This window comes from Variovorax gossypii (genome assembly GCF_003965815.1).
GTDB lineage: Bacteria > Pseudomonadota > Gammaproteobacteria > Burkholderiales > Burkholderiaceae_C > Variovorax > Variovorax gossypii.
The window spans coordinates 13448-35810 of record NZ_RXOE01000003.1; the positions used below are offsets into that span (position 1 = coordinate 13448).

At 65.0% G+C, this 22363-nt stretch carries 17 protein-coding genes and 1 tRNA gene; 6 read left to right on the plus strand and 12 right to left on the minus strand.

All coding sequences use genetic code 11. The features are described from left to right. Positions 1-346 precede the first annotated feature (346 nt). Positions 347-4741, minus strand: coding sequence for an NACHT domain-containing protein (locus tag EJP69_RS14995; protein ID WP_126471149.1), 4395 nt, complete (start codon positions 4739-4741; stop codon positions 347-349). A gap of 706 nt (positions 4742-5447) precedes the next feature. Here EJP69_RS14995 and EJP69_RS15000 point away from each other — a divergent pair. After that, positions 5448-6518, plus strand: a complete 1071-nt coding sequence (locus EJP69_RS15000; RefSeq protein WP_126471151.1) for a hypothetical protein — start codon at positions 5448-5450, stop codon at positions 6516-6518. A gap of 314 nt (positions 6519-6832) precedes the next feature. On the opposite strand, the gene EJP69_RS15005 is transcribed toward EJP69_RS15000, so the two are convergent. The 4 genes from EJP69_RS15005 to EJP69_RS15020 form a co-directional block, all read right to left on the minus strand. Next, positions 6833-7558 (minus strand): DUF3800 domain-containing protein, encoded by a 726-nt coding sequence (locus tag EJP69_RS15005; protein ID WP_206169337.1) that lies wholly within the window; start codon positions 7556-7558, stop codon positions 6833-6835. A gap of 434 nt (positions 7559-7992) precedes the next feature. Beyond that, positions 7993-8667: a uracil-DNA glycosylase family protein gene (locus tag EJP69_RS15010; RefSeq protein WP_170217130.1), complete on the minus strand. Its 675-nt coding sequence runs from the start codon at positions 8665-8667 to the stop codon at positions 7993-7995. A gap of 545 nt (positions 8668-9212) precedes the next feature. After that, a tRNA-Met gene (locus EJP69_RS15015) sits at positions 9213-9289 on the minus strand. Between the two features lie 55 nt (positions 9290-9344). Then, the gene (locus EJP69_RS15020; RefSeq protein ID WP_170217131.1) at positions 9345-10886 is read right to left on the minus strand and encodes a vWA domain-containing protein; all 1542 of its coding nucleotides are present in this window, start codon (positions 10884-10886) and stop codon (positions 9345-9347) included. A 136-nt stretch (positions 10887-11022) separates the two neighbouring features. Here EJP69_RS15020 and EJP69_RS15025 point away from each other — a divergent pair, with 136 nt between their 5' ends. Both EJP69_RS15025 and EJP69_RS15030 read left to right on the plus strand, forming a co-directional pair. Then, positions 11023-11688 carry a sigma-70 family RNA polymerase sigma factor gene (locus EJP69_RS15025; RefSeq protein ID WP_126471160.1) on the plus strand — a complete coding sequence of 222 codons (666 nt, stop codon included), beginning with the start codon at positions 11023-11025 and terminating at the stop codon, positions 11686-11688. Further along, positions 11685-13052, plus strand: coding sequence for a hypothetical protein (locus tag EJP69_RS15030; RefSeq protein ID WP_126471162.1), 1368 nt, complete (start codon positions 11685-11687; stop codon positions 13050-13052). The genes EJP69_RS15025 and EJP69_RS15030 overlap by 4 nt, the downstream gene beginning before the upstream one ends. A gap of 25 nt (positions 13053-13077) precedes the next feature. On the opposite strand, the gene EJP69_RS15035 is transcribed toward EJP69_RS15030, so the two are convergent. Next, entirely contained in the window at positions 13078-13857 is a 780-nt protein-coding gene (locus EJP69_RS15035) for an enoyl-CoA hydratase (RefSeq protein WP_019656299.1), read from the minus strand. Between the two features lie 105 nt (positions 13858-13962). Between EJP69_RS15035 and EJP69_RS15040 the strand changes: the two genes are divergently transcribed. Together EJP69_RS15040 and EJP69_RS15045 are read left to right on the plus strand one after the other, a co-directional pair. After that, positions 13963-14298 carry an SMR family transporter gene (locus tag EJP69_RS15040; protein ID WP_093205684.1) on the plus strand — a complete coding sequence of 112 codons (336 nt, stop codon included), beginning with the start codon at positions 13963-13965 and terminating at the stop codon, positions 14296-14298. 66 nt (positions 14299-14364) lie between these two features. Further along, complete coding sequence (locus EJP69_RS15045) at positions 14365-14955, plus strand: DUF2325 domain-containing protein (RefSeq protein ID WP_093304525.1); 591 nt, start codon at positions 14365-14367, stop codon at positions 14953-14955. Between the two features lie 16 nt (positions 14956-14971). Here EJP69_RS15045 and EJP69_RS15050 read toward each other — a convergent pair whose 3' ends face one another. From EJP69_RS15050 to EJP69_RS15060, 3 genes are read right to left on the minus strand one after another with little or no spacing between them, the layout of a single operon-like run. Next, complete coding sequence (locus tag EJP69_RS15050; RefSeq protein ID WP_126471164.1) at positions 14972-16798, minus strand: M61 family metallopeptidase; 1827 nt, start codon at positions 16796-16798, stop codon at positions 14972-14974. Beyond that, positions 16798-17520, minus strand: a complete 723-nt coding sequence (locus EJP69_RS15055) for a DsbC family protein (RefSeq protein ID WP_093205676.1) — start codon at positions 17518-17520, stop codon at positions 16798-16800. The genes EJP69_RS15050 and EJP69_RS15055 overlap by 1 nt, the downstream gene beginning before the upstream one ends. Positions 17521-17555: 35 nt before the next feature. Continuing rightward, a complete protein-coding gene (locus EJP69_RS15060; protein ID WP_126471166.1) occupies positions 17556-18683 on the minus strand; it encodes an FAD-dependent monooxygenase in 1128 nt (375 codons plus the stop codon). Between the two features lie 182 nt (positions 18684-18865). Between EJP69_RS15060 and EJP69_RS15065 the strand changes: the two genes are divergently transcribed. After that, on the plus strand, positions 18866-19747 hold the full coding sequence (locus EJP69_RS15065; protein ID WP_093205671.1) for an MOSC domain-containing protein: 882 nt from the start codon (positions 18866-18868) through the stop codon (positions 19745-19747). A 115-nt stretch (positions 19748-19862) separates the two neighbouring features. Here EJP69_RS15065 and rbsD read toward each other — a convergent pair whose 3' ends face one another. The 3 genes from rbsD to EJP69_RS15080 are packed head-to-tail and all read right to left on the minus strand — an operon-like array spanning position 19863 to position 22332. Then, positions 19863-20255 (minus strand): D-ribose pyranase, encoded by a 393-nt coding sequence (gene rbsD / locus EJP69_RS15070; protein ID WP_126471168.1) that lies wholly within the window; start codon positions 20253-20255, stop codon positions 19863-19865. Further along, positions 20252-21217, minus strand: a complete 966-nt coding sequence (gene rbsK / locus EJP69_RS15075) for a ribokinase (RefSeq protein WP_126471170.1) — start codon at positions 21215-21217, stop codon at positions 20252-20254. Before rbsK ends, rbsD begins: the two co-directional genes overlap by 4 nt. Then, the gene (locus EJP69_RS15080; RefSeq protein ID WP_126471172.1) at positions 21214-22332 is read right to left on the minus strand and encodes a LacI family DNA-binding transcriptional regulator; all 1119 of its coding nucleotides are present in this window, start codon (positions 22330-22332) and stop codon (positions 21214-21216) included. Before EJP69_RS15080 ends, rbsK begins: the two co-directional genes overlap by 4 nt. Positions 22333-22363 lie beyond the last annotated feature (31 nt).

Below are 22363 nucleotides of genomic sequence, written 5' to 3' on the forward strand. Positions count from 1 at the left end.
GGCCGCGCCCCACGCCATCTGGGCAAGTACAGCACTACGGCATTCGTGAAGAAAACTTCCAGAACGAGAATTGCGATCCCCATTTGCAGCTACGTCTGCCACTGACGAGCATCTCTGGCGACACTGTAGCCGCTATACAGGAGATGTCACCATTCCGACGGCCAATTCAGACTAGTTGCCGTGAGTGGGCGTCGAAGATCGATCGCTTGCACTGCAAGCGTAATTTGCAGCGCAACGAACATCGGCTACCGTGTTGATGATGCGATCCGGGCAGAGTCCGCTCCGTCGTTAATAGGCGTGGTTGGGAAGGCCTTGCCGAGGTCGACTGCGCAAACCTGCCCATGCGTTACTTGCCACGGGGCCGTCCACGGGCGGTACGGGCTGCCGAGGAGGCATTTGCCGCCGATCCGTCCCGCTTCCACGTCTTGCTCATGATATGGCCAGCCTTCAACCATGCCACTCCTTCAGTCCGACGCCACGTGCCGGCTGCGTTGCTCCCATCTGGCCAGGCATTGCGTTCTGCGACCAAAAGCCACACACAAGTCAAAGCTGCTTCTACGTGCAGACGGTCTAGCGCGCGTTCCTGCAAGAGAGCGACGCTTCCTTGGGGCGAAATCTTCTGAATGAAGGTACCTTGACTACGCTGGGGGTCGAGCATCTCACGTAGCGTTGGCACCAAATCAAGGTTCAGCTTCCTCGCGAGCCAAGGAGCCGGCATGTGGGCGCGGGCGCCTTCCGGCAGGCTGAGATCAAGATGCGACTCCCAAGCGTACTCGGTCAACGGGAATGTCATGCGGACGGCCGGCGAGATTTTGGAAACCCGCTCACTCCATTGAGCTTGCGGCCAAGTTGCGCGCCACGGCCATTCGCCGAAGTACGGGGTGTCGATGAGTTGTGGAACCTCCCACTCGCTCACGTCGACTTGCTGGTCTTTAGACAGTGCCGCGATGAACTCATCGAGCTGGGACGTTTCAACGAACACGCTGAAGACTCGTCGAAATTCCTGCTGTCGCAGACCGTGCTCTCTTGTCTTCTCCGGGTACTGCTCAGTGACGTGAGCGTGCTCGTACAGCAGAAACCAGCGGTGCCCATCCGTGTTGGTTCTGACGACCAGTTTGTCGAAGTCCTTCCCAGGATCGGATCGCGAGGGCCAACTGCTGAGTTGTGCCTCACCGACTGACTCCAGCGCGATTTCGGGACCGAGCAGCCAATCGTCCTCAGGCCGGGTTGTCGACCCAGATTTGAAGGACAACACGGTCGGGTCAATGTCTCTTACCAATCCAACATCGACAGGCAAGTCGTAAGACCTCAGCGTGTGCTCTTCGCCCCATCCGGACTCGAGGAAAAGCGTTGAGGTCAATCCACAGAGCAGTTCGCTGAGCGCAAGCCACTGATACTTCTTTCCCAGCCGCTCGACGGTCGGCCGCTCACTCGACGAACCATACGCGTCATTTCCCTTGTCAACTGCTGACCCTCCAATCGCAATGGCGCGTAGCGCCACCCACGTACAGCACCTCGCGACGTCAATCTTCGGAACTGCTGGCAAGTGGCTGTCTTCCAGCCAAGGCTTCGCGTTGCGCTCAAAGGACTGCACTTCGTCCGTCGTGAGACGGGCAAGGAAGCGGCGCTCAAGTTCCTCAGCTTTCGCGAGCTCGCGCGCAGAAGGCTTCTTCGACCTAAAGGAAAAAGCCCCCCTCTTTTCCACCATCTGCGGTATGCGCATCAAGCGCCGGTGGCTTGCCAGCTCGTCAAACGCAGCCATTCTCTCTGGCCGGTCTTCGAGCACGGACTTTTTAAAGTCCCGGAAAGCATCCGCCTTCGAGGGCTCCTGAGGCGTGCTCAGCGGCACAGTGGTGATCGCTCCCATCGCGGGTTTGATGTCGTAGTCCCCGAAGTCACCGAAGTGCGAACATGAGGATACGATGCGACTCGCTCCATCGCTAAGCTTCTTTTGCCAAGCATCGCTCAACTTGGGTACTTTATTTAGACGAATGGCGGCATCAGCATACGGTGGCTTGCAACGGCCAATGCTTATGCCTTCAATGCCCGCGCCCTCGCGTGACGCCAGTTCGACTATCGCACGGGCATAGTCACGCATGAGGAGGTTCGCCGGAGGCCGCGGATGATCGAACACAGACCGCCATGCTGTCTGCGCATACGAACTCAGCCTTGACTGACTCGGGTCTAGGCAGCAGGCGGCGAAGGCGGCCGCCCACAGTCGCTCGCCAACGTACAGGTCGTCAACATGCGCCAGCCGCTCAGCTAAGTACCCAAGCACGCCTGGCTGAGCGAGCATCAGGTGTGTGATGGCCTTTGTGGCTTTGTCGCGCACCCTTCGGTTGCTGCTGGTCAAGCACCATCCAAGCGCCAGTGCTGTTAGTTCCCGAGTTTGGTCAACTGCGCTCGCAGCCTCGGGGCTCGCGCACCAAACACATAGTAAATTGAACCCGTAGCTGTCGTCCTCTTGTCCAATGTCGTTCAGGGCAAGACTCCACCTGGAGTCGCGTTGCGGCAAGGACACCGAACTCAGTCGGGTATGCATTCCTTCCGCGTTCCATGGGTGGTCAGGGATTGACGCGAGCTCAAGCAGCACTGACACAGCCCATTTACCGCAGTCGCCTCCCTGCTCGAACAGTTCCGTGGTGCGAGCGCTGAAGGCTGCACTACTGCGTAGTCGAATGCTTTCGAGAAAGGCCAAGTCGATTCCCGTCGTGCCATGCCACCGGGCGAAGCCTCCAGGAAGAACGTCAACGAGTTCGCACCCGAATCGCTCAGGCACCTGAACTGCCAGTGCCTCAAAAAGACCCGCGCTCGCAGCTGTCCAGGATTTGCGGTCCGTTAGGAAGTGAAGTGCCCCACGGCTGGCAAACGCGCGCCGGACGTCTGTAACTGGGCTCAGCAGCGCCTCGGTCATCAAGTGGTCCTGAAAGCGCTGGAACGAAAAGCGAATAACGTCGATGGACGATGGCAGCGAGTCATCTTCGCCGACAATCGCGTCCGGATCCGGATCGAATCGAAAAAGGCCACTGCGTTGGAGCACTTCTAGCCACGTCTGATTGGCTGGCGTGGCGAACGACGCAAATTTCATCTGTGCGATGGCGCTGGCGGCTTCCCTTGAGAGGAAATCACACCGACCTTTGGCCATCGCATCGGCGATGGCCAAGAGCGTCGCCCAAGTTGGCGATCTAAGGTCGTTACTGCCTTCGTAGTCGGGTACTAGGTGCCGCGCGACGCTTTCGACGTAGAAGGCCAGAATCTTCTTGATGCCTGCTAGTCCACGAGGGAATTCGTGCTTGTTGTCCCGTTGGAGTGCAACGCAGACGCTGCGCAGGAATAGCGGATTGGTGAATTCCTCAGCCAGCCATGGGGTGCTTGGGCGCGCAATGCCTTTGCGGTCCATATACACGCGAGCTGCATTGCGCTGCTCCTCGGGCGTAACGAAGCCGCGAATTTCAATTTGCACAAGATCCTGGACTGCCTTGGGGAGGACATATGGCAAATACTCAGTACGACAACTGAGCACGCATACGACGTTCAGGAAGGGTTTGAATGTCTCGAGGAAGCTGGCAATCTCGCCGCGCCAGACCGTGGTGCCCGCCCCTTCATTCAGGGCATCGATTAGGAAGAGCGCCCGTCTACTCGCCGCTTCGGCTGACACGTCAAGTGCCTGCAGGAACTTCTCGGGCGTCCCCTCGACGCCAAGGCGCTGCAGGATCTGCGGCCAGATCGGTGTTCCCGCCCGCAGATGCTGCCCCAGCACCAACACGACAGGCCGTCCCTCGCAAACAGCCGCCTCGGCTTGATGTGCAAGCAGGTGAGACTTGCCTGCGCCGCCGCGGCCGTGCAAGAGAATCGCTCGGTCACGCTCAGCTTGAAGTGCGAAACCGGACCAAATGCGTTCCAGTTGCGCCAAGTTAGCGATTGTTCGGCTGAGCCGATCTATTGCGCTCCGTCCTTGCCGTCTGGCCTCATCGGTAATCCCGGCGACCTTGAGGCTCTCTCTGATGCGCGTGGCCAACAGCGACACTGAGCCCTGCGCAGTCTTTGCTTGCTGCCGCCAATTATGGGTGCGCCAAGGCGTCCAGGAAGCCGAATCGATGAGCTCCGCCACTTGCAGAACCTCGGCTACATCGGCCATGGCCTTTTCCATGACTTCCGTGTATAGACCCGGATCTCCGGGGACATTGACTAGATGCTTGCTCGAGCTATCCCTGAGCCGTTGCAGTTCAGCGCGAAGATACTCCAACCCCTTCTCGCTGCGGAGAACCAGGTCGAACAATCGCTCGACGTCGACATGCACATGGTCTTCGGCGTGGTATCGCTCATCCAGATCCGCCACTGCCCGGTGGATCTGCGTATTCATCCACTGCGACGACAGCGGCAACGTCCCGAACCAATAGGCTGCCAAGCCCGACATGTTCGGCTCCATGAGCATGCCGCTAGTGACCGAGGCTGTCCACGGATCGAATGTCACGTCGTGTCCGACGGTACTCCTTGCCTCCACCTCCCATTTCTTCTTGTGGTCGGTCCAGTATTCCCAACCCTTTTTCCCCTTGCCCGCAGTGATGTCGGTGAGATCGCAAGCGAGTGCGATCACGTATTTTCTTAACCGACGGTGCAATTTCAGAGCCGTTGTCACCGACTCATCAATCTTTTCCCAGTCGACATCCTTTGACTTCAAATGGTACTTCGCCTGGTACCCAATCTCGTCTCCGTTCTCAAGTACCCAATAGCCTTCCACGCCACCATCTCCTCCAGCTCCGTGTATGCGTCGGAATTCGATGGCGTTGTCAGGCGGATGACGTCGTGCGAGTTGGCACACCAACTCCTCAAATGCATCCTGCTGTCCACGAGGAGTAGGGGCGATTTCTGAGAAGTCAAACACCATATGCCGCGTTCTCGCTGTTGAGTGTCCCCCGGTCAGGGGCGGTAGCTCCCATTTTGGAGCCTTCTATCTGACGTCCAATCTTCAGGCATGCGAGCGCCTGTTGCGCGCTTGGATTGAACAGTTGCCTCAGATCACACGTAGCCGACAGGGCGGCAGCTCTCAGCGATGTCGGCAACTAGTCTGAGCTGGCGGTCGATGTAAAGCAGCTTCTCAGCGACTGCAGGCGTTCGAAGGACTCCCGCGAATGGGTACTACCGACCAGAGGCTGCCGCTCGCGAACGGTAGCTCGCGGCTACGCACGTTCTCAAGCGCGGTCGAGCTTCGGCGGTTTGAGAGAACGAACAACGGCGAATCTGTTTTCGCTCGCCCGTTTTCGGCTTGTTGATCGGCCAAAAGCGTGCGACGCGCAAGCTCCTAGTGAGGTGCGAGCGAACGGCGCTGACATCTTTTCGGAAGCTCGGCGGGGCTACGATCCCTCACTAGAATTGCAATGACCCTAGCAATACGAACTGGTAACGAGGCGGTCAATCGGCCCACCGAACGTTGAAAGGAAGCTTGGATGCGCGAAGATTTCAGCCCGGAAGTCATCCGAAGCCTAAAGACTCGCGCCGGAAACGTCTGTTCATTTCCCAACTGCCACGCGCCGACTTCTGGTCCATCTCAAGAGTCGGGTACCCAGACGGCGAACACTGGCGTCGCGGCGCATATCTGCGCCGCGTCGCAAGGAAAGGGCGCTCGCCGGCGCCTGGATCTCTCGAAATTTGATAAGAGCCTGCTGTCTGACTACAGCAATGGGATTTGGATGTGCGAAACGCACGCCAAGCTGATCGATACCGACGAGGTGCGCTTCACGACCGAGATGCTCGGTCGCTGGCGCGAACTGGCTGAACTCCGAGCGTCGTTGAGCCAAGAGACTGGGCGATCGGTACAAGTGCACTTGCGCCAGGGACACGAGGTGCCCTTGGCCGTCGTTAAGAGGTCTATCACTCAAATCGGCCTCGATGTTATGAACGATATGTGTGACGCAGTATTGGACAGTTGCATAGTCGATGTGTGGGGAAAGGACATCGGATATGCCGTCAGAGACGTGGTCGCCGAATTGATGGACAACGCCTTCAAACATGGCGGCGCACGGCAGTTCAATCTCGATATCGATCTCAATCGCATCCTGATCAGGAGCGACGACGGACCCTACAGCTTTGGTCAATTGCTTGCCGATGTCCAACATCATGGCGGGCAGCAGGCCGCTGCATCTCTGATGAAGTTAAACGACCGACTGATCACCTCTTACAGACGAGAAGACAACCGCAACGTTCTTGAGATCGCTTTCATCACTTCTTCGGAGCAAGTGCTTCGGACCACCGTGTGTTCGGTCGACTATGGCGACTTCATGCGGACATTGGAAGTCGAGGACCAGTTGCCGGCGATGTATTCCAACTGTGAGACGATTTACGTCGTGATGGGCCCTCGGCAGCATTTGGTTCCGAGCTTCGCGCGCAAACTGTCGGACCATTTGAGGACTCTCGCGGCCGCGCAGAAGCGGATCGTCTTGATCGGCTCAGCCATCTCGGAAGGTGTCGTGTTGACGCTTAAGGGCGCCTTTCCAGATCTGCAGGTCGTGCAAGTTTGAGGCGGGCCGAGGCTGCGGAGCCACTCTTCGTACCGACTATGAGTTGCCCGTCAATCGGCGCGGTGATGCCGATTGGTCGATTCCCCGTGCGGCCGAGCGAGAGAAAGTCGCATCAAGTGGAGCAGCGTAGGCGCCTGAAGGCTAGGATCCCCTACTCCACAGGAGGGGTCTAGAACCGGCGCAGGGTTAGGGCGAGCCCGAAGGTTGCTCGAGCCTCTAAATCCTGTACAGTGGGGTCGACTTCTAGGGACCGAAGCCTCTACAACCTGTTGAGGAAGCGACGAGCGTTGCGGCGAAAGTCTAGGCCCTAGGACTCACCTTCCCCTGAACTCAAACGGCCAGACTTTGAAGGTGGTCGCGCTCCACCCGTAGATCGACTTCGGATGGCAGGTGTTCTTTGCCTGCTTCATGATGTGGTCGGCAAGTTCCTGCTTGTGCGCCGCGCCAGTCTTCTTGTTGTGGTTCGCGCCGAGCGTGCCAATCAGGAGGTCGTTCAGCTGGATCAGCTCGCTTTTCTTCGAGTCTTTGAACTCGATCCTCTTGAACGGGGACGTGTCGATGCCCTGACGCTTGAGGTGGTGGTTCAGCATGGGGCACAGCTCGTTGGGGTCGTCCTTGCTGGTCCGATGATCGAGCTTTACCGTGATCCGATGCGTCTTGCCCCACACCTTGCCGACCTTGTGCAGCAGGAGCTGGTAGACCATCTTGTTGAACCCAATATCGGGATCGCCGGCGTTGTACGTCTTGTGGTTGAACGTGCGCTTGTCCATGCACAAGCTGGTGAACTTCGCCTCCCCGTTTTTGGCAGCGTCGAAGAACACGTCGCTGAACTCTTTGTAGAAGTTCAAGACAGCCCTACTTGTGTTCGACCATTTCACTTCGCTGTTAGCGAGGTGTTTTGGATGGGTAGCCCTCACGGCGCGAAGCCGGTCTTCCATCGAGGAGACCTGAATTTGGGGAATGGCAATGCCACCGATGACTAGGAAGTGATCGCCGCCATGGCAGCAACTCTCATCGCCGTAAAAGTCCATAACATCCATGGCGGCAATGCTACGCCACGAGATATGGGCCGTCACTTGGATAAGGTTGTTGATAGCTTGTGAATTTGCTGTGCATAACTTGGTAGGAATGCATCCGTAAGGCCGCGTTCTTGTGGGGATCATAAAAATCTCGGTACCGAGAGCTCAAAAAATCGGCACAAAGGATTTTGCCGGTCGTAGCGCTTGTCCGTAATCTGTTGATTTTCATAAAGTAGGGGCTTACTCGCTCCGACGATTTCCATCAATCCTGACCCACTTGGTAACCCTGACCTGCTATTTTTGGCAGGAGGGATTTGACGTGGTGACGCCGAGTGTCATCAGATGTTGGGCGGGCAAGACCCGCCTCGCCGAAGCGTTGCGCGTTCAGGCCATCAAGCACCATCACCCATCACTGGCGTCGAGGTTCAGGCTGACGTCTGCGTCACCATGAGGGGTTAGGAGCGGCGTTGGGTGGCCACTATCGGGTCGCTTAACTCGAACAACCGCTGCTTGAACAACTCAGGGAACCGGACCCGCCATCGGGCGTTGGCCAGTGAGGGGTGTGGCATAGGGTGCAGGCGGACGGTTCGCTCAAGCCCGGGCAATGGCACTTCGATGCTCCGCTCGTATTTAATGTCGCCTTGGTTCCAAAAAGCGCGAAACTTTTTCCGAGTCGCACGCGGTTGGCCGATCCCGAACCAGAAGAACGCCTCGTTCCCAAAAGTCACGACATCACGACCGCCCCAATGGGACTGCATCAGCTGGAGGAGCATAGGCTGACACGCGACCCGCACCGGTTGACTCCACGGCTTATTGCGCTTGGGCTTGAACGGCACCGTGTTAACCCAGAAGAATCGTTCGCCTATTTCGAGCCTGCTTTGTTCGCTTGGGATAATGGAGGGGGCGTAAAACTCCAGCAGGCAGTCCCGCAAACGTTGCCCGGACTCGCCGATGAATGGGCGGCCACATTTCGCCTCCTTTTCGCCCGGATCCCTGCCAACGAAGCAGATTGCGGCGTCATGCGGCCCGCAGGGAAGCACCGGCCGAAGTTCCAATCCGTGCGCGCCAGCATCCAGCTGGCGGTGCGCCCGCACGATCCTTTGCAACTCCCCGACGATCTCTTCGGTCATTTCCCGAATTCTGCATTGCGCGACCTCAACACTTTGAATGCATGGTTTCGCAGGTCGTTCCGCTTGGGCATCCAGCATTGAGGTCAACCGCGCCCAACGGCGCCGGTGGAGAGTTCAGTGCGGTGAGGGCTATGGCGCCGATCAATTCGCACGACAAACCTGAGTTGTTGTGCCGGCTCTGAAGCTGGAGGACCGGAGATGCCCGTAGAGCGATCGCTCAATCTTGCGACTAGGAAGGACCGCGACCAGTCTCAAGTTCGCTGTAGAGCCACAGCTGAATCCGTGAGCGGTAAGGTCCGCCTGAATAGCAGCTTAAGCAAGCTGGGCCATCAGCGGCGAAGCTGCGCATAAACCGAAGGCTCAGAGTCGCGCCGCAGTAACCGTCACTCGTCTCATTGGCCCGGCGATGAGGTTACTGACGTAGTTACTGCAAAATGCTGCGGAAGCACCCGGACTGATGCGGAAGCAAGTGCAAAGAAAAAAGCCCTAAGTAGTTGATTTACTTAGGGCTTTTGGACTTGAGCGGACAACCGCAAAAGTAGTGTTGGTGGCTCTTCACGGACTCGAACCGCGGACCTGTGGATTATGATTCCATCGCTCTAACCGACTGAGCTAAAGAGCCGTTCGGTGGTGTTGCACACCGAGCCCAAGATTATAGCCCACTCCGAACGCGTTGCTCAACCACCCGACGGCAACTTGCCCAATTCTTCGGAAACGAGCCGCACGATCAGCTTGTCCAGCGTCTGCACCGAGTAGTTGCCGACGTCGTGCACCGTCTGCGTTCCCGGGCCGCTCGCCGGGTTCGTCGCTTCCTTGTAGGTCAGGAACACGAAGCGCCCGCCCGTGTACTGCGCGATCTGGCGCTGGATGTATTCGCCCTGCTTGTCGAGCCCGGAGGCGCCCACGCTGAACACCTTGATGCCCTTGCCCAGCGCGGCGACCATGTCGTCGTCGTACTGCGGGCCGCCGTAGTCGAGGTGCGGCGGCGCATCGGCCAGCAGCACCACGAGGCGGGTGGTGTCGCTGCCGCGCCAGCTCAGCTTGTGGACGGTTTCGTTCAGCGCCTCGTTCATCGCCTCGGGGTAGTCTCCGCCGCCCGCGGCGCGCAGCGCGTCGAGCACGCCCTGGAAGGCGTTCAGGTCGTTGGTGAAGTCGTGGCGGCGCACCATGAACTCGTCGCCGCGGTCGCGATAGGCCACGAGGCCGAAGCAGGTGTCGGGGCGGCTCGGCAGCCCGGCGACCTGGTCGGCGATGGTGCGCAGGGTGCTCTTGAGCTTGGCGATCTCGTCGTCCATCGAACCTGTGGCGTCGATCAGGAAGACCAGATCGAGCCTGGCGCGTGCCGGTACGGAGCCGGGCTTGCCGCCGAGCACCACGTCGACCGCGTTCTTCTGGCCGCGCTGCAGGAATGCGGTGCTCTGGCGGCCGTTCTTGCGCACCGTGACTTCGTAGACCGGGCTTTGCGCCTTGTCGAAGGCGTTCGGGTGCAGCCACGCGCGGCCGCCCGCATCCGTGCGGGCCCACATGGCGGCGCCGTTCGCGGCCTGCACGGCCACTTCGGCATCGGGTACGACCGTGCCGCGCGCGTCGCGCACCTGCAGCAGGTAGCGCGCGCTGATGTCGCGCTCGCGGTGCGGAACCTGCGTGCGGCCGTGGAAGGCCAGGTATTCGCTGAAGTCGGCGTTGTCGTCGACCATGCCGGCGGTGACGGGTTCGTTGGCCGGGCGCTGGGCCTGTACGGGCGCTTGAAGCTCGCCGGAAACGCGGGCCGCGGGGGCGGGCGCGACCGGTGCGACAGGTGCGACCGAGGCCGGCGGTGCTTCCGCGATGGCATCGGCGAGAGCTGCTCCGGCCGGGGCCGACCTGGCCGCGGGTGCAGCCAGCGGCCTTGGCGTCGTGGGCGAAGGCACGACGGAAGGACTCGCCCTGTATTCCTTCGATGCCTCGGCATACCTGCGTTCCTCCCGCGCGCCGGAGACGCGCGGCATGCCCGGCGTCTCGTAGGTGCGCACCGGCCGCGCGCAGTGCGTGGCGGAAGGCGCTTCGAAGTTCGGCAAGGTCTGCGTCGGCAGTGTGCGGCTGTCGGGCGCGGGCGTCGGCCAGCGCACGGAGCTTCCGATGGCGGGCATTTCTGTGGCGCCGCTGGCGCCCATGAGCAGTTGGGCACACAGCAGCACGACGAGCGGGCGGCGGAAGCGGGTGGCGAAAGGCTGGGTCATGGAAGCACTCCGAGTGGTTGGGTGCAGGCTGATACGGCCCGCTTGCGCCGGCGGGGTTAGTCGGTCGTGAATTTTTTTGCCGCCACGAACCCCGGTGCGCCTCTTCGTCCGTACAAGCTCGGGTGAAAATCCTCCGATGTCCGCGCTTCCCCGCGCCCCTTCAGCCAAGAACGCCCCCGAGCGAGAGGCCATGCCCGACGATCAGTTGATGCTGGCCTACGCGCAGGGCGACGCAGCCGCGTTCGACGTGCTCTACGCGCGCCACGAAGGCGGGCTGTTCCGCTTCGTCAAGCGGCTGCTGGGCGCGCGGCTCGCGGCGCAGGCCGACGAGGTGTTCCAGGACACCTGGGTGCGCATCATCTCGGCGCGCGAGAGCTTCTCGCCGCAGGGCGCGACGTGGCGCACCTGGGCCTTCACCATCGCGCACAACCTGGCGATGGACCGGCTGCGCGTGAGTGGGCGCGAAGTGGCGCTCGACGCGCATCCGGACGACGACGGCGACGCCGTGCCCACGCTCGATCGCGGCGTGCGCGGAGCCGTCGATGCGGCGGCGCATCCGTCCGCCGAAGAACTCGCCTTCTGGCGCGCCGCGGGCCGCCGCCTGTTGGCCTGCCTCGACGAGCTTCCGGCCGAGCAGCGCGCCGCGTTCCTGCTGCACCATGAAGACGGCCTGACCGTCGAGGCGCTGGCCGCGAGCCTTGAGATCGGCTTCGAGACCGTGCGCAGCCGGCTGCGCTACGGCCTGCAGAAGCTGCGCGGCTGCATGGAGCGCTATCTGTCGGTGCTGGAGAAGCAGGCATGAGCGGCAACGACATCACCGCATCCGGCGACGAGCGCGACGACCTGCGCGACCCGGCGCTGCGCCGTGCGCTCGACCACGCGCCCGACAGCGAAGCCACGCCCCATCCGCGCACCCGCGAGGCGATCCTGAAGATGGCGCACAACCTCGCGCCCGTACAGGCTGCCGCGGGCCAGGCCGCCAACAACGCGAGTGCGCTGCCCTGGTGGCGTCGCCTGTTCGGCGGGGGCGAGCCGCGTGCGCGCATGCCGTGGAACGCGGCTTTCGCCACGGTGCTGGTGGCCGCTTTCGTGACGGTGCTCTGGCATCGCGAGCCGGTGCCCGATGCGCGGCTCGACGGCGAAGCGCGCGTGGGTGAGGCGACGACTGCACCGGCGCCCGCCGCTGCGCCGGCACCTGCGTCGGCACCCGCCCAATCTGCCGCGGAGGCTGCTCCGCCGGCCGGTGCGCAGGAGGCTCCCGCCGCGGCGCCGACACCGCCTGCTGTGGCGCGAGCGCCCGCGGGGCCTGCTGCTGAACAACGTGCCAGGGCTTCGCGCGATTCTTCTTCGGCCGCGAAGGAGTCCGAGCAGGTTGCCAAGGCCGCGAATGCGGACGCCGTCCGGCAGGCGGCAAAGCCGGCGCCATCCGCTCCGCAGGCTGCTCCCGCCGCGCCGGTCGCACCCGCGGAGCCGGTGGCTCCAGCCGCTCCAGCGGCGGCGCCTCCGATCGTGGCCGAGCAGGCCGCGCCGGCACCCATCACGCGCGACGAGCGTCGCGAGTCGTACGCGAGAGACGAGCAACAGCAGCGCCGCGCCTATGCGGCAGGGGCTCCTCCCGTTGCAGCCGCGCCGCCGCCGCCGGTCATCGCCGCAGTCCCAGCGCCTTTGCCCGCGCCTGCCGCTGCGCCCGCACCGGCTGCCGCGCCGCCATACCGTGAGCCGCAGCAGGATTCCGCGCCGGCACTCGCCGCCCAGGACAACGCCAGCGCCGGGGCTTCCGGTGCCTTGCACCCGACTGCGCCGGGTGCAGCCGCGGCCAAGCTCGCAAGGCCGCGAAGCACGACGGCAGCATCTTTCGCGGCGCTTGATCGCTGGACGTCTTTCGGCTTCACGCGCGCAGGCGCCAGCGTGCGCCACGAGCGCGACGACATCGAAGGCCTGCCGGCACTGGTGAGCACCGTGGCGCGCTCGGCCAATACGCCCGACGAGCCGCTGGCCGCGCCCGTCGAGGCGCGGCTGGGGCTCTACAGGGGTAAGACGCTGGTCGCCGTGCTGGAGATCGCCGGCGGCCAGGTGCGCTGGACTTCGCCGCCCGGAGGCGTTGCGCTGGTCGGCACCCCGCCGGCCCAGGCGCTCGACGCGCTGCGTTCGCTGCTGCAACGCTGACGAGCAGCGGGCAGTCCCGCCGCCGTCAGGCGTTCTTGAAGTCGGGCTGGCGCTTGGTCAGGAAGGCGTCCATGCCTTCCTTCTGGTCCTGCGTGGCGAACAGCGCGTGGAACAGGCGGCGTTCGAACATCACGCCGTCGCTCAGGCCGCTCTCGAAGGCGCGGTTGACCGATTCCTTCGCCGCGATCACCGAGATCTGCGAGAAGCCGCAGATCACCAGTGCCGCGCCCAGCGCCTCGTCGGCGAGCTTCTCGAAGGGCACCACGCGGCTCACGAGGCCGGCGCGCTCGGCTTCGGCCGCGTCCATCATGCGGGCCGTGAGCACCATGTCCATGGCCTTGCTCTTGCCCACCGCGCGCGGCAGGCGCTGCGTGCCGCCGGCGCCGGGGATCACGCCGATCTTGATCTCGGGCTGGCCGAACTTGGCGTTGTCGGCCGCGATGATGAAGTCGCACATCATCGCCAGTTCGCAACCGCCGCCCAGCGCGAAGCCGGCCACCGCGCCGATCACCGGCTTGCGGATCGAGCGGATGGTTTCCCAGTTGCGGGTGATGTAGTCGCCCTTGTAGGTGTCGATGAAGCTGTACTTGGCCATCGCCGCGATGTCGGCGCCGGCGGCGAAGGCGCGCTCGCTGCCCGTGAGGATGATGCAGCCGATGGCGTCGTCGGCATCGAAGGCCTTCAGGGCCTGGCCCAGCTCGGTCATGAGCGCGTCGTTGAGCGCATTCAGGGCCTTCGGGCGGTTGAGGGTGATGATGCCGACCTTGCCTGCTTCGGTCCGCACTTCGATGTTTTCGTAGCTCATGGTGTCTCCGGGGGAACGGGAAAGGGGAAGAAAAACGCGCTTCACTATACCCAGCATGGCCGCCGTGGGTGCGGGGGCATTGCGGGTTCCCATAGAGTGGCCGCCATGAACTCCAACTACGGCTTCCTGTTCGTCGCCATCGTGGCCGAGGTGATCGCTACCAGTTTCCTCAAGAGCTCCGAAGGCTTCACGCGGCTGTGGCCGACGCTGGCTTCGGTGGCGGGCTACGTCATTGCGTTCTACTTTCTCTCGCTGACGCTGCGCACGATTCCCACCGGCATCGCCTACGCGATCTGGTCCGGCGTGGGCATCGTGCTGATCTCGCTGGTGGGCTGGCTGTGGTTCGGCCAGAAGCTCGACGCGCCGGCCATCGCGGGGCTCGGGCTGATCATCGCGGGCGTGGTGGTGGTGAACGTGTTCTCGAAGTCGGTTTCCCACTGAGCGGCAAGGGTGAGGCGCTCCAATTGAGAATTGCTCTCATCTAGAATGCCCGCCATGGAGTTCCCGATGCAAGAACATGCCGTGTTGCTGCGGGCCTATGCCCGCGTGCAGGAGCGCTGCTCGCGCCTGCTGGTCGAACAGGCCGCGCTCGTCGAGCGGCTGGAAGCACAGATCGTGCGCCTGCGCGGCGCACTGGTGGCGAGGGATTCGGCCATCGCCATCGTGCGCGAGGAGCTCGCCGCCCGCGCCTCGGCCGGTGGCGCGCTGCCCAAGCGGCTCAACGCGCTGCTGTCGCCGGGCAGCAAGCGCCATCTGGCGATGCCGCCGCAGTCGCAGGCACCGGCCGACCTGCGGGAGAAGGCCGTGCTGTGCATCGGCCACGAGGAAGAGGCGCCATCGCTCGCGCGCCAGCTGGTCGAGATCGCCGGCGGCCGCTACCTGCATCACGACGGCGGCGACGGTGCGGCGGACGACCCAGCGCTCGAAGCCAGCCTGCGCGCGGCCGACCTCGTGATCTGCCAGACCGGCTGCCTGAGCCACGGTGCCTACTGGCGCGTGCAGGACCACTGCCGGCGTACCGGCAAGCCCTGCGTGCTGGTGGGCGAGCCTCAGCCGATGATGTTCGTGAGGAATCCGGCCGCGGCGGAAAGCGCGTGAACCGGCCCTAGCGGCCCTAGCCGGCCAGCCAGTTCGTCAACTTGCCGGCATCGTGCGAGAACAGGCGCCAGGTGGTCGCGCCCGTCGGCAGCACGAGCGGCAGCCGGATCAGCTTGCGGTCGCGCGCCACGATGGCCGTGCACTTCGTCGTCTCGCCCAGGTAGAGCGCCAGGTCGTCGAGCCTGGCGATGCGCCAGGCCTGCGCGGGCCGCTGCTGGCCCTTCTTGCCGGCGGCGGGCAGCTCGACGCCGATCCACTCGTCGTTCGCGGAGAAGCCGGCCTTCTCGGCCGCACCGCCGCGCAGCACCACCTTCACCTGCACGCCGCCGTTGGCTTCGGCCACGCGCAGGCCCAGCGCCTGCGCCGGCTGCGACGGGTCTTCGAGCGTGGCGACGCCGTGCACGCGCAGCAGCTGCGAGAGCGGAAGCTCCTCGGTCGAATGCACCCAGCGCGCCAGCTCCAGCGCGTACGAGCGGCCGCCCACGGCCTCGAGCGCGGCGGCGATGTCGTCCTCGGAGATCGGCCCGCCCTCGCTCTTCGTCCACAGCAGGCGCATCACGTCGTCGAGCGAGCCCTTGCCTTCGTGGCGCAGCGTGAGGTCGAGGCACAGCGCCACCAGCGCGCCCTTGGTGTAGTAGCTCACCGTGCTGTTGGGTGTCTGCTCGTCCTGCCGGTAGTACTTGACCCAGGCGTCGAAGCTCGCGTCGGCCACCGGCTGCACCAGCCGGCCCGGCGTCTGCATGACCTGGTTGATGGTCTTGTTCAGCAGGCGCAGGTAGGCCGTGTCGTCGATGCGCCCGGCGCGCCGCAGCAGCAGGTCGTCGTAGTAGCTCGTGAAGCCCTCGAAGAACCACAGCAGCTGCGTGTAGTTCTCCTGGCTGTAGTCGTAGCGCGCGAACTCGGCCGGCCGCATGCGCTTGACGTTCCAGGTGTGGAAGTACTCGTGGCTGATGAGCCCCATCAGCGTGGTGTAGCCGTCGGGCTGCTTCTTCTTGTCGCCGCGCTGAGGCAGGTCGCGGCGGTTGCAGATCAGCGCGGTGGAGTGGCGGTGCTCGAGCCCGCCGTAGCCGTCGTCGACCGCGTTGAGCATGAACACGTAGCGGTCGATCGGCGGCTTCGGACCGCCGCGCTTGCCGACCTTGTCGCCGTGCCAGAAACGCATCTCGGCTTCGCAGATGGCCTTGGTGTCGGCGATGAGCCTCTCGCCGTCGAACGATGCGGCGGCGCCCGCGACAACGAAGCGGTGCGGCACGCCGCAGGCTTCGAACTCGGCGCTCCAGAAGGCACCCATCTCGACGGGGCTGTCGGCCAGTTCGTCGTAGCCCGAGGCCTTGTAGCTGCCGAAGCCGTGCTTGTCGGCCTTCAGCGGCACGAGGGCGGTGGCGCACGACCAGCGCGCGGCGTCGTCGGCCAGCGCGGGGGCGACGATCTCCAGCGCATGCGGCGTCTCGGTCTGGCCCTCGACGCGCAGGCACACGCTGGTGCCGTTGAAGAAGCCGCGCTCGGCGTCGAGCCATGCGGTGCGCACCGAGTTGTCGTAGGCGCACACCTGGTAGTTCAGCACCAGCGGCTGGCCGGGCGTGCATTCGACGAGCCAGCTGCACTTGTCGAGCTGCGTCAGCACCGGCTTGCGGCGGCCCTGCGCGGCGCGCAGGCCCTGCAGGTTCTTGGCGAACTCGCGCACCAGGTAGCTGCCCGGAATCCACACCGGCAGCGACACGCGCTGCTGCGCGGCCGGCGCGTCGATGGTGAGCGTGACTGCGAACAGGTGCGCGTGCGGATCGGCGCATTCGACGCGATAGCGCACGCCCGCCGCGTGCTGCGCCTGAGCCTTCGTCGCCATCAGCTGGACGAAGCCGCGAGTTGCTTCTCGACCTGCTCCGCGGGAATGGCACCCGGCGTGCGCGTGCCGTCGCTGAAGATCAGCGTGGGCGTGCCGGTGATGTTGTACTTGCGGCCGAACTCGACGTTGCGCTGCAGCGCGGTCACGTCGCAGCTCGCGGGCGCGGAGGCCGGGCGGGTGCTCGATTCCATCCAGTCGCTCCAGGCCTTGCCCTTGTCCTTGCTGCACCAGATGTCGCGCGACTTGACGTTCGAATCGGGTCCGAGCACCGGATACAGGAACAGGTACACGGTGACGTTGTCGACCGTCTTCATGTCCTTCTCGAAGCGCTTGCAGTAGCCGCAGTTCGGGTCCTCGAACACCGCGAGCTTGCGCTTGCCGTTGCCGCGCACGATCTTGATCGAGTCCTTCAGCGGCAGCTGGTCGAAGGCGACGGCGCTGAGCTTCTCGACGCGCTCCTCGGTCAGGTTCTTGCGCGCCTTCACGTCGATCAGGTTGCCCTGGATGAGGTAGTTGCCCTGCTCGTCGGTGTAGAAGATCTGCGAGCCGTTCACGCGCACTTCGTACACCCCCGGGATCGGCGACTTCGACACCTCGTCGATGGCCGGGAACTGCGGAATGCGCGCAGGCAGGTTCTTACGGATCTCGGCTTCGCCTGCGGTGGCGGCCACGACCGCGCCGAGCGTGCAGGCGGCGAGAAGAAGGTTGCGTACGAATGTCATCGGGAGTCCGTTTGTTCGGTCGGAAGTGAATGGGCTCAGGCCTTCAGGCCCATCGCCTGCGCGGTGATCCAGTGCTTGACGAGGCGCGTGCGGTCGAAGCCGCGCATGCCCCAGTTGCGCAATGCCTGCAGCGGGCCCAGGTCGTGCGCGAAGAGCTGCTGCAGCCCGTCGGTCGCGAGGCTCATCTGCAGCACGTCGGCGCGGCGGGCGCGTTCGTAGCGGCGCAGCAGGCGAGCGTCGCCCACGCTGCGCCAGTAGTCGCGGTTCTTGATCACGTCGGCCAGCTCGGCCGCGTCGGCCAGGCCCAGGTTCAGGCCCTGGCCGGCGAGCGGGTGCACCGTGTGGGCAGCGTCGCCCGCCAGCGCCCAGGAGCGGCCCGGCTGCCCGGGCATGGCGCCGGTCCAGCGGTCGGCGATGGCGCGGGCCAGCGGCCAGGCGGCGCGCTCGCTCGTGAGCCTGAGCGCGCCGAGCGAGTTGTGGCTGGCCTCGGTGACGGCGGCGGCGAATTCGTCATTGCCCTGCGCGAGCAGTTCGGGCGCGCGCAGCTGGTCGGCCGACCACACCAGCGCGACGGTCTTGCCGTGCGTGCCGTCCAGCGGCAGCAGCGCGAGCACCTCGCCCTTGTCGTTGAACCACTGGCGCGCGGTGCCGTCGTGCGACTGCGCCGCTTCCAGCCGTGCCGCGATCGCGTGCTGCGGATAGCGCGTGATCTCGTAGCTCACGCCGAGCGCCTCGCGCGTGGCGCTGGCCTTGCCTTCGCACACCACGGTGAGCGGCGCGGCCACGGGCTCGTTCACCACTTCGATCAGCGGCTGGAAGCGCACCGCGTCGGCCAGCTGTCGTTCGAGCGCGGGCACGTCGACGATCCAGGCCAGCGCATCGACCTTCTGGCGCGCGGCGCTGAACTGTACCCGGCCGCCTTCGTCGCCGTGCACCAGCATTTCGCGCACGGCGGTGGCGTGCGCCGCGTCGGGCCAGGCGCGCAGCGATTCGAGCAGCGCGCGGGAGGCGGTGTTGAGCGCGTAGGCGCGGATGTCTTCCTTGCCCTGCGCGGCCGGCGGCACCACCAGCGCGACGCGCACGCGCTCGCGTGCGAGCAGCAGGGCCAGCGTACGGCCGACGATGCCGGCGCCGCGAATGCAAACTTCGGGGGGGAGAGCCATCGAGGGATTGTATGGACTGCGGCCGCCCCCAGGCTGCGCGCACTTCGTGTCGCTTCGCCAACCCCCTCACGGGGGCGATACCAGCGGCCCGGCGAAGCCGGTTCCGCGGTATCCCTGGGAGGAACCAGGAATTTTCGAAAGCTGCAGGACAATCTCGGCCGAATTCCAAGGAAACCCCCACCGTGTCCCAGCCCGCCTTCGATCTCCAGGCAACCATCTCGCGCCTGTTCGTCTACCCCGTCAAGTCCTGCGCCGGCGTGGAGCTCCCCGAAATGCTGCTGACCGAGGCGGGGCTCGAGTTCGACCGCGCCTGGATGGTGGTCGACGAGCAGGGCGAGTTCGTCACCCAGCGGCAGCTGCCGCGCATGGCGCTCATCAAGCCGCAGATGAAGCACACGGAAGTGGTGCTGCGCGCGCCCGGCATGCTGGCGCTGCACCTGGCCTTCGACCGCGTCGAGAAGCCGGTGCGGGTGCGCGTGTGGAAGGACGAAGTCGCCGCCTACGACATGGGCGACATCGCCGCTCAATGGTTCAGCGACTTCCTCTCGGAGCCCGGCAAGCCGCAGACCCTGCGCCTCGTGCGCTTCGACCCCGAGCACAGGCGCCTGTCGAGCATGAAGTGGACCGACGGCGTGGAGGCCCAGACCCAGTTCGCCGACGGCTACGCGCTGCTGGTGGCCAGCGAAGGTTCGCTGGCCGAGCTCAACGACCGCCTCGCGGCCCAGGGCCACGGCGCCGTGGGCATCGAGCGCTTCCGCCCGAACATCGTGCTGGCCGGCATCGAGTCGCACGACGAGGACCGCGTCGACGCGCTGCACATCACGACCGGCGAAGGCGAGGCCGAGCTGCGCCCCGTCAAGCCCTGCACGCGCTGCCCGATCCCCGACATCGACCCGGCCACGGCCCTGAGCAGCCCCGAGGTCGGCAACACGCTGCGCACCTACCGCGCCGACGCGCGGGTGGACGGCGGCATCACCTTCGGCATGAACTGCATCGTGATCCAGGGCGTGGAGCACACGCTCAAGGTCGGGCAGCCGGTGGGCGCGAACTACAGGTTTGAATAGCCGGGCAGGTTCCGTCTGTTCCGGGAATATCGCGGAACCGGCTTTGCCGGGCCGCTGGTATTGCCCCCTGCAAGGGGGTTGGCGGCCACACGAAGTGGGCAAGCCTGGGGGTTAGTCAGAATGCGACCCCGGCTATCAGGATGATGTTCGCGTAGGGCGTGCATTCGCCTGTGCGCACCATGGCGCGCGCTTTCGCGGTGCGGCGCTTGAATTCCTCGTGCGACACCGTCTGCGGCTCGATGCCCAGCGATTGCGGATACCAGCCCGGCAGCTTCTTCGCATCGCCCAGCGCTTCGTCGGCCACGACGATGCCTTCCACCTGCATTTCCGAAAGCACCGCATTCAGCACGTCGTCGAGCAGCGGCACGCCGCGCGCCACGGCGAGGTCGATGCGCCGCGGCCCGTCGGGAATCGGCAGGCCGGCATCGCCGAGCACGAGCATGTCGCCGTGGCCCAGCGAGGCGATCACGTGGGACAGTTCGGCGTGCAGCAGGGGAGAGCGTTTCAAAGCTTGATCCAGTCGGGAGGCATGGGGCTGCGCAGCACGGCGTCGCGCTGCGGAATGGAAGGCTGGGCGCCGGGCTGCTGGATGCACAGCGCCGCGGCGCGGATGCCCAGGCGCACGGCCTCGTCGAAGGACTGGCCCTCGCCGAGCGCGACCGCGAGTGCGCCCAGGAAGGTGTCGCCGGCGGCCGTGGTGTCGACCGCCTGCACCTTCGGCGCGGGATGATGGCGCGCGCCGTCGGCATCGACCGCCACCGCGCCGCGCGCGCCCAGCGTGACCACCACGCGCGCGATGCCCCTGGCACGCAGCGCCTGGCCGGCCTGCGCGGCCTCCTGCGGGCTGTCGGCGGATTGGCCGCACAGCGTCTGCGCCTCGATCTCGTTGACGACCAGCGTGTCGATCAGCGGCCAAAGCGGCTCGGCGATCGCCTGCACCGGCGACGGATTCAGCAGCACCTTGCAGCCCGCGCCGTGCGCCACGGCGATGCCACGCGCGACCTGTTCCATCGGCGTCTCGAACTGCGCCACGAGAAAGGCGGCGCCCTGCACCTGCTGCTTCAGCGCGGCTTCGTCGACTTCCACCCGCGCGTTGGCGCCGGGAATCATCACGATGCGGTTCTGTCCGCCGTCTTCCACGAGGATCAGCGCCGTGCCGGTGGGCTCGCCCGCCACGGTGCGCAGCGCGGCGGTGTCGATGCCGTCGCGCTGGAGCGAATCGCGCAGTGCGGCGCCGTGCGCGTCGTCGCCGACGCAGCCGATCATCTGCACATGGCCGCCTTCGCGCGCGCAGCTCACGGCCTGGTTGGCGCCCTTGCCGCCGGGAATGGTGGCGATCGAGTGGCCCAGCAGGGTTTCGCCCGCGGCTGGCGCATGCGGCACGCGCAGCACCAGGTCCATGTTGAGGCTGCCGAGCACCACGATGCGCGGCGCCAGGGCTGGGCTGCTGGATGAAGGCTTCAGGCTCACGGGGTGCGGGACTTTCGGGTTGGCGTGGAAGGCGTTTCGGCTGCGGTGGGTGCGGCGGCCCCGGCGGAGGCCGCAGGCGCGGCGGGCTCGCGGAAGCTCGCGTGCCGCGCGGTCGACGCACGCACGCGCAGCTCGGGCTGCAGCACCACCTTGCGCGCATCGCGGCGCTTGCCGCCGACGCGCTCCAGCAGCATGTCGACCGCCATCGCGCCGATGCGCTCCTTGGGCTGCGCCACGGTGGTGAGCGGGGGGCTGGTGTAGGCAGAGAGCTCGATGTCGTCGAAGCCGACGATCGAGAGCTCGTCGGGCACGCGCACGCCGCTTTCGTGCGCCGCGCGCAATGCGCCGATGGCCATCAGGTCGTTGCAGACGAAGACGGCCGAGGGCTTCCGCTCGGTGCGCAGGATGGCGTGCATCGCCTCGTAGCCGCCCTGGCTGGTGAAGCCGCCGCGCCACAGCAGCGGATCGCCGTTGGCGATGCCGGGCGTGGCGCCGGCCTCGGCCAGCGCGATGCGCCAGCCTTCGATGCGCTGCTCGCTCGGCATCACGCCCACCGGCCCGCCGATGCAGGCGATGCGCCTGTGGCCCAGCGACAGCAGGTGCCGCACCGCGAGCAGCCCGCCCTGCATGTGGGCGGTTTCCACCAGGTCGCAGGCGGGGTCGGCGATCTCGCGGTCGACCAGCACGGTCGGCATGCGCAGGCCGTGCAGCTGCTTGGCCAGCGCGTCGTGGTCGCCCTCGCCGGTCGACACCACGATCAGGCCGTCGATGCGCCGCTCGGCCAGCACCTGCAGGTACACGCTCTGGCGGTGGGGCTCGTCGTCGGTGTTGCACAGCACCAGCGTGTAGCCGGCGCCGAAGCAGCGGTCTTCCACGGTGCGCACGATCTCGGCGAAGTAGGGGTTCGAGCTGTTGGGAATCAGCATTCCCAGCGTCGAGGTGGTGTTGCTCTTCAGGCTGCGCGCCATCGCGTTGGGCACGTAGCCCAGCTCGCGGATGGCGAGCTCCACGCGCTCGCGCACCTTGGCGCTCACGTGGCGGGTGTCGTTGACCACGTGCGAGACGGTGGTGACCGACACCTCCGCCTTCAGCGCGACGTCCTTGATGGTGGCCATGTCTTTTCTTCCTGTTCCTGGATGGGCTGCG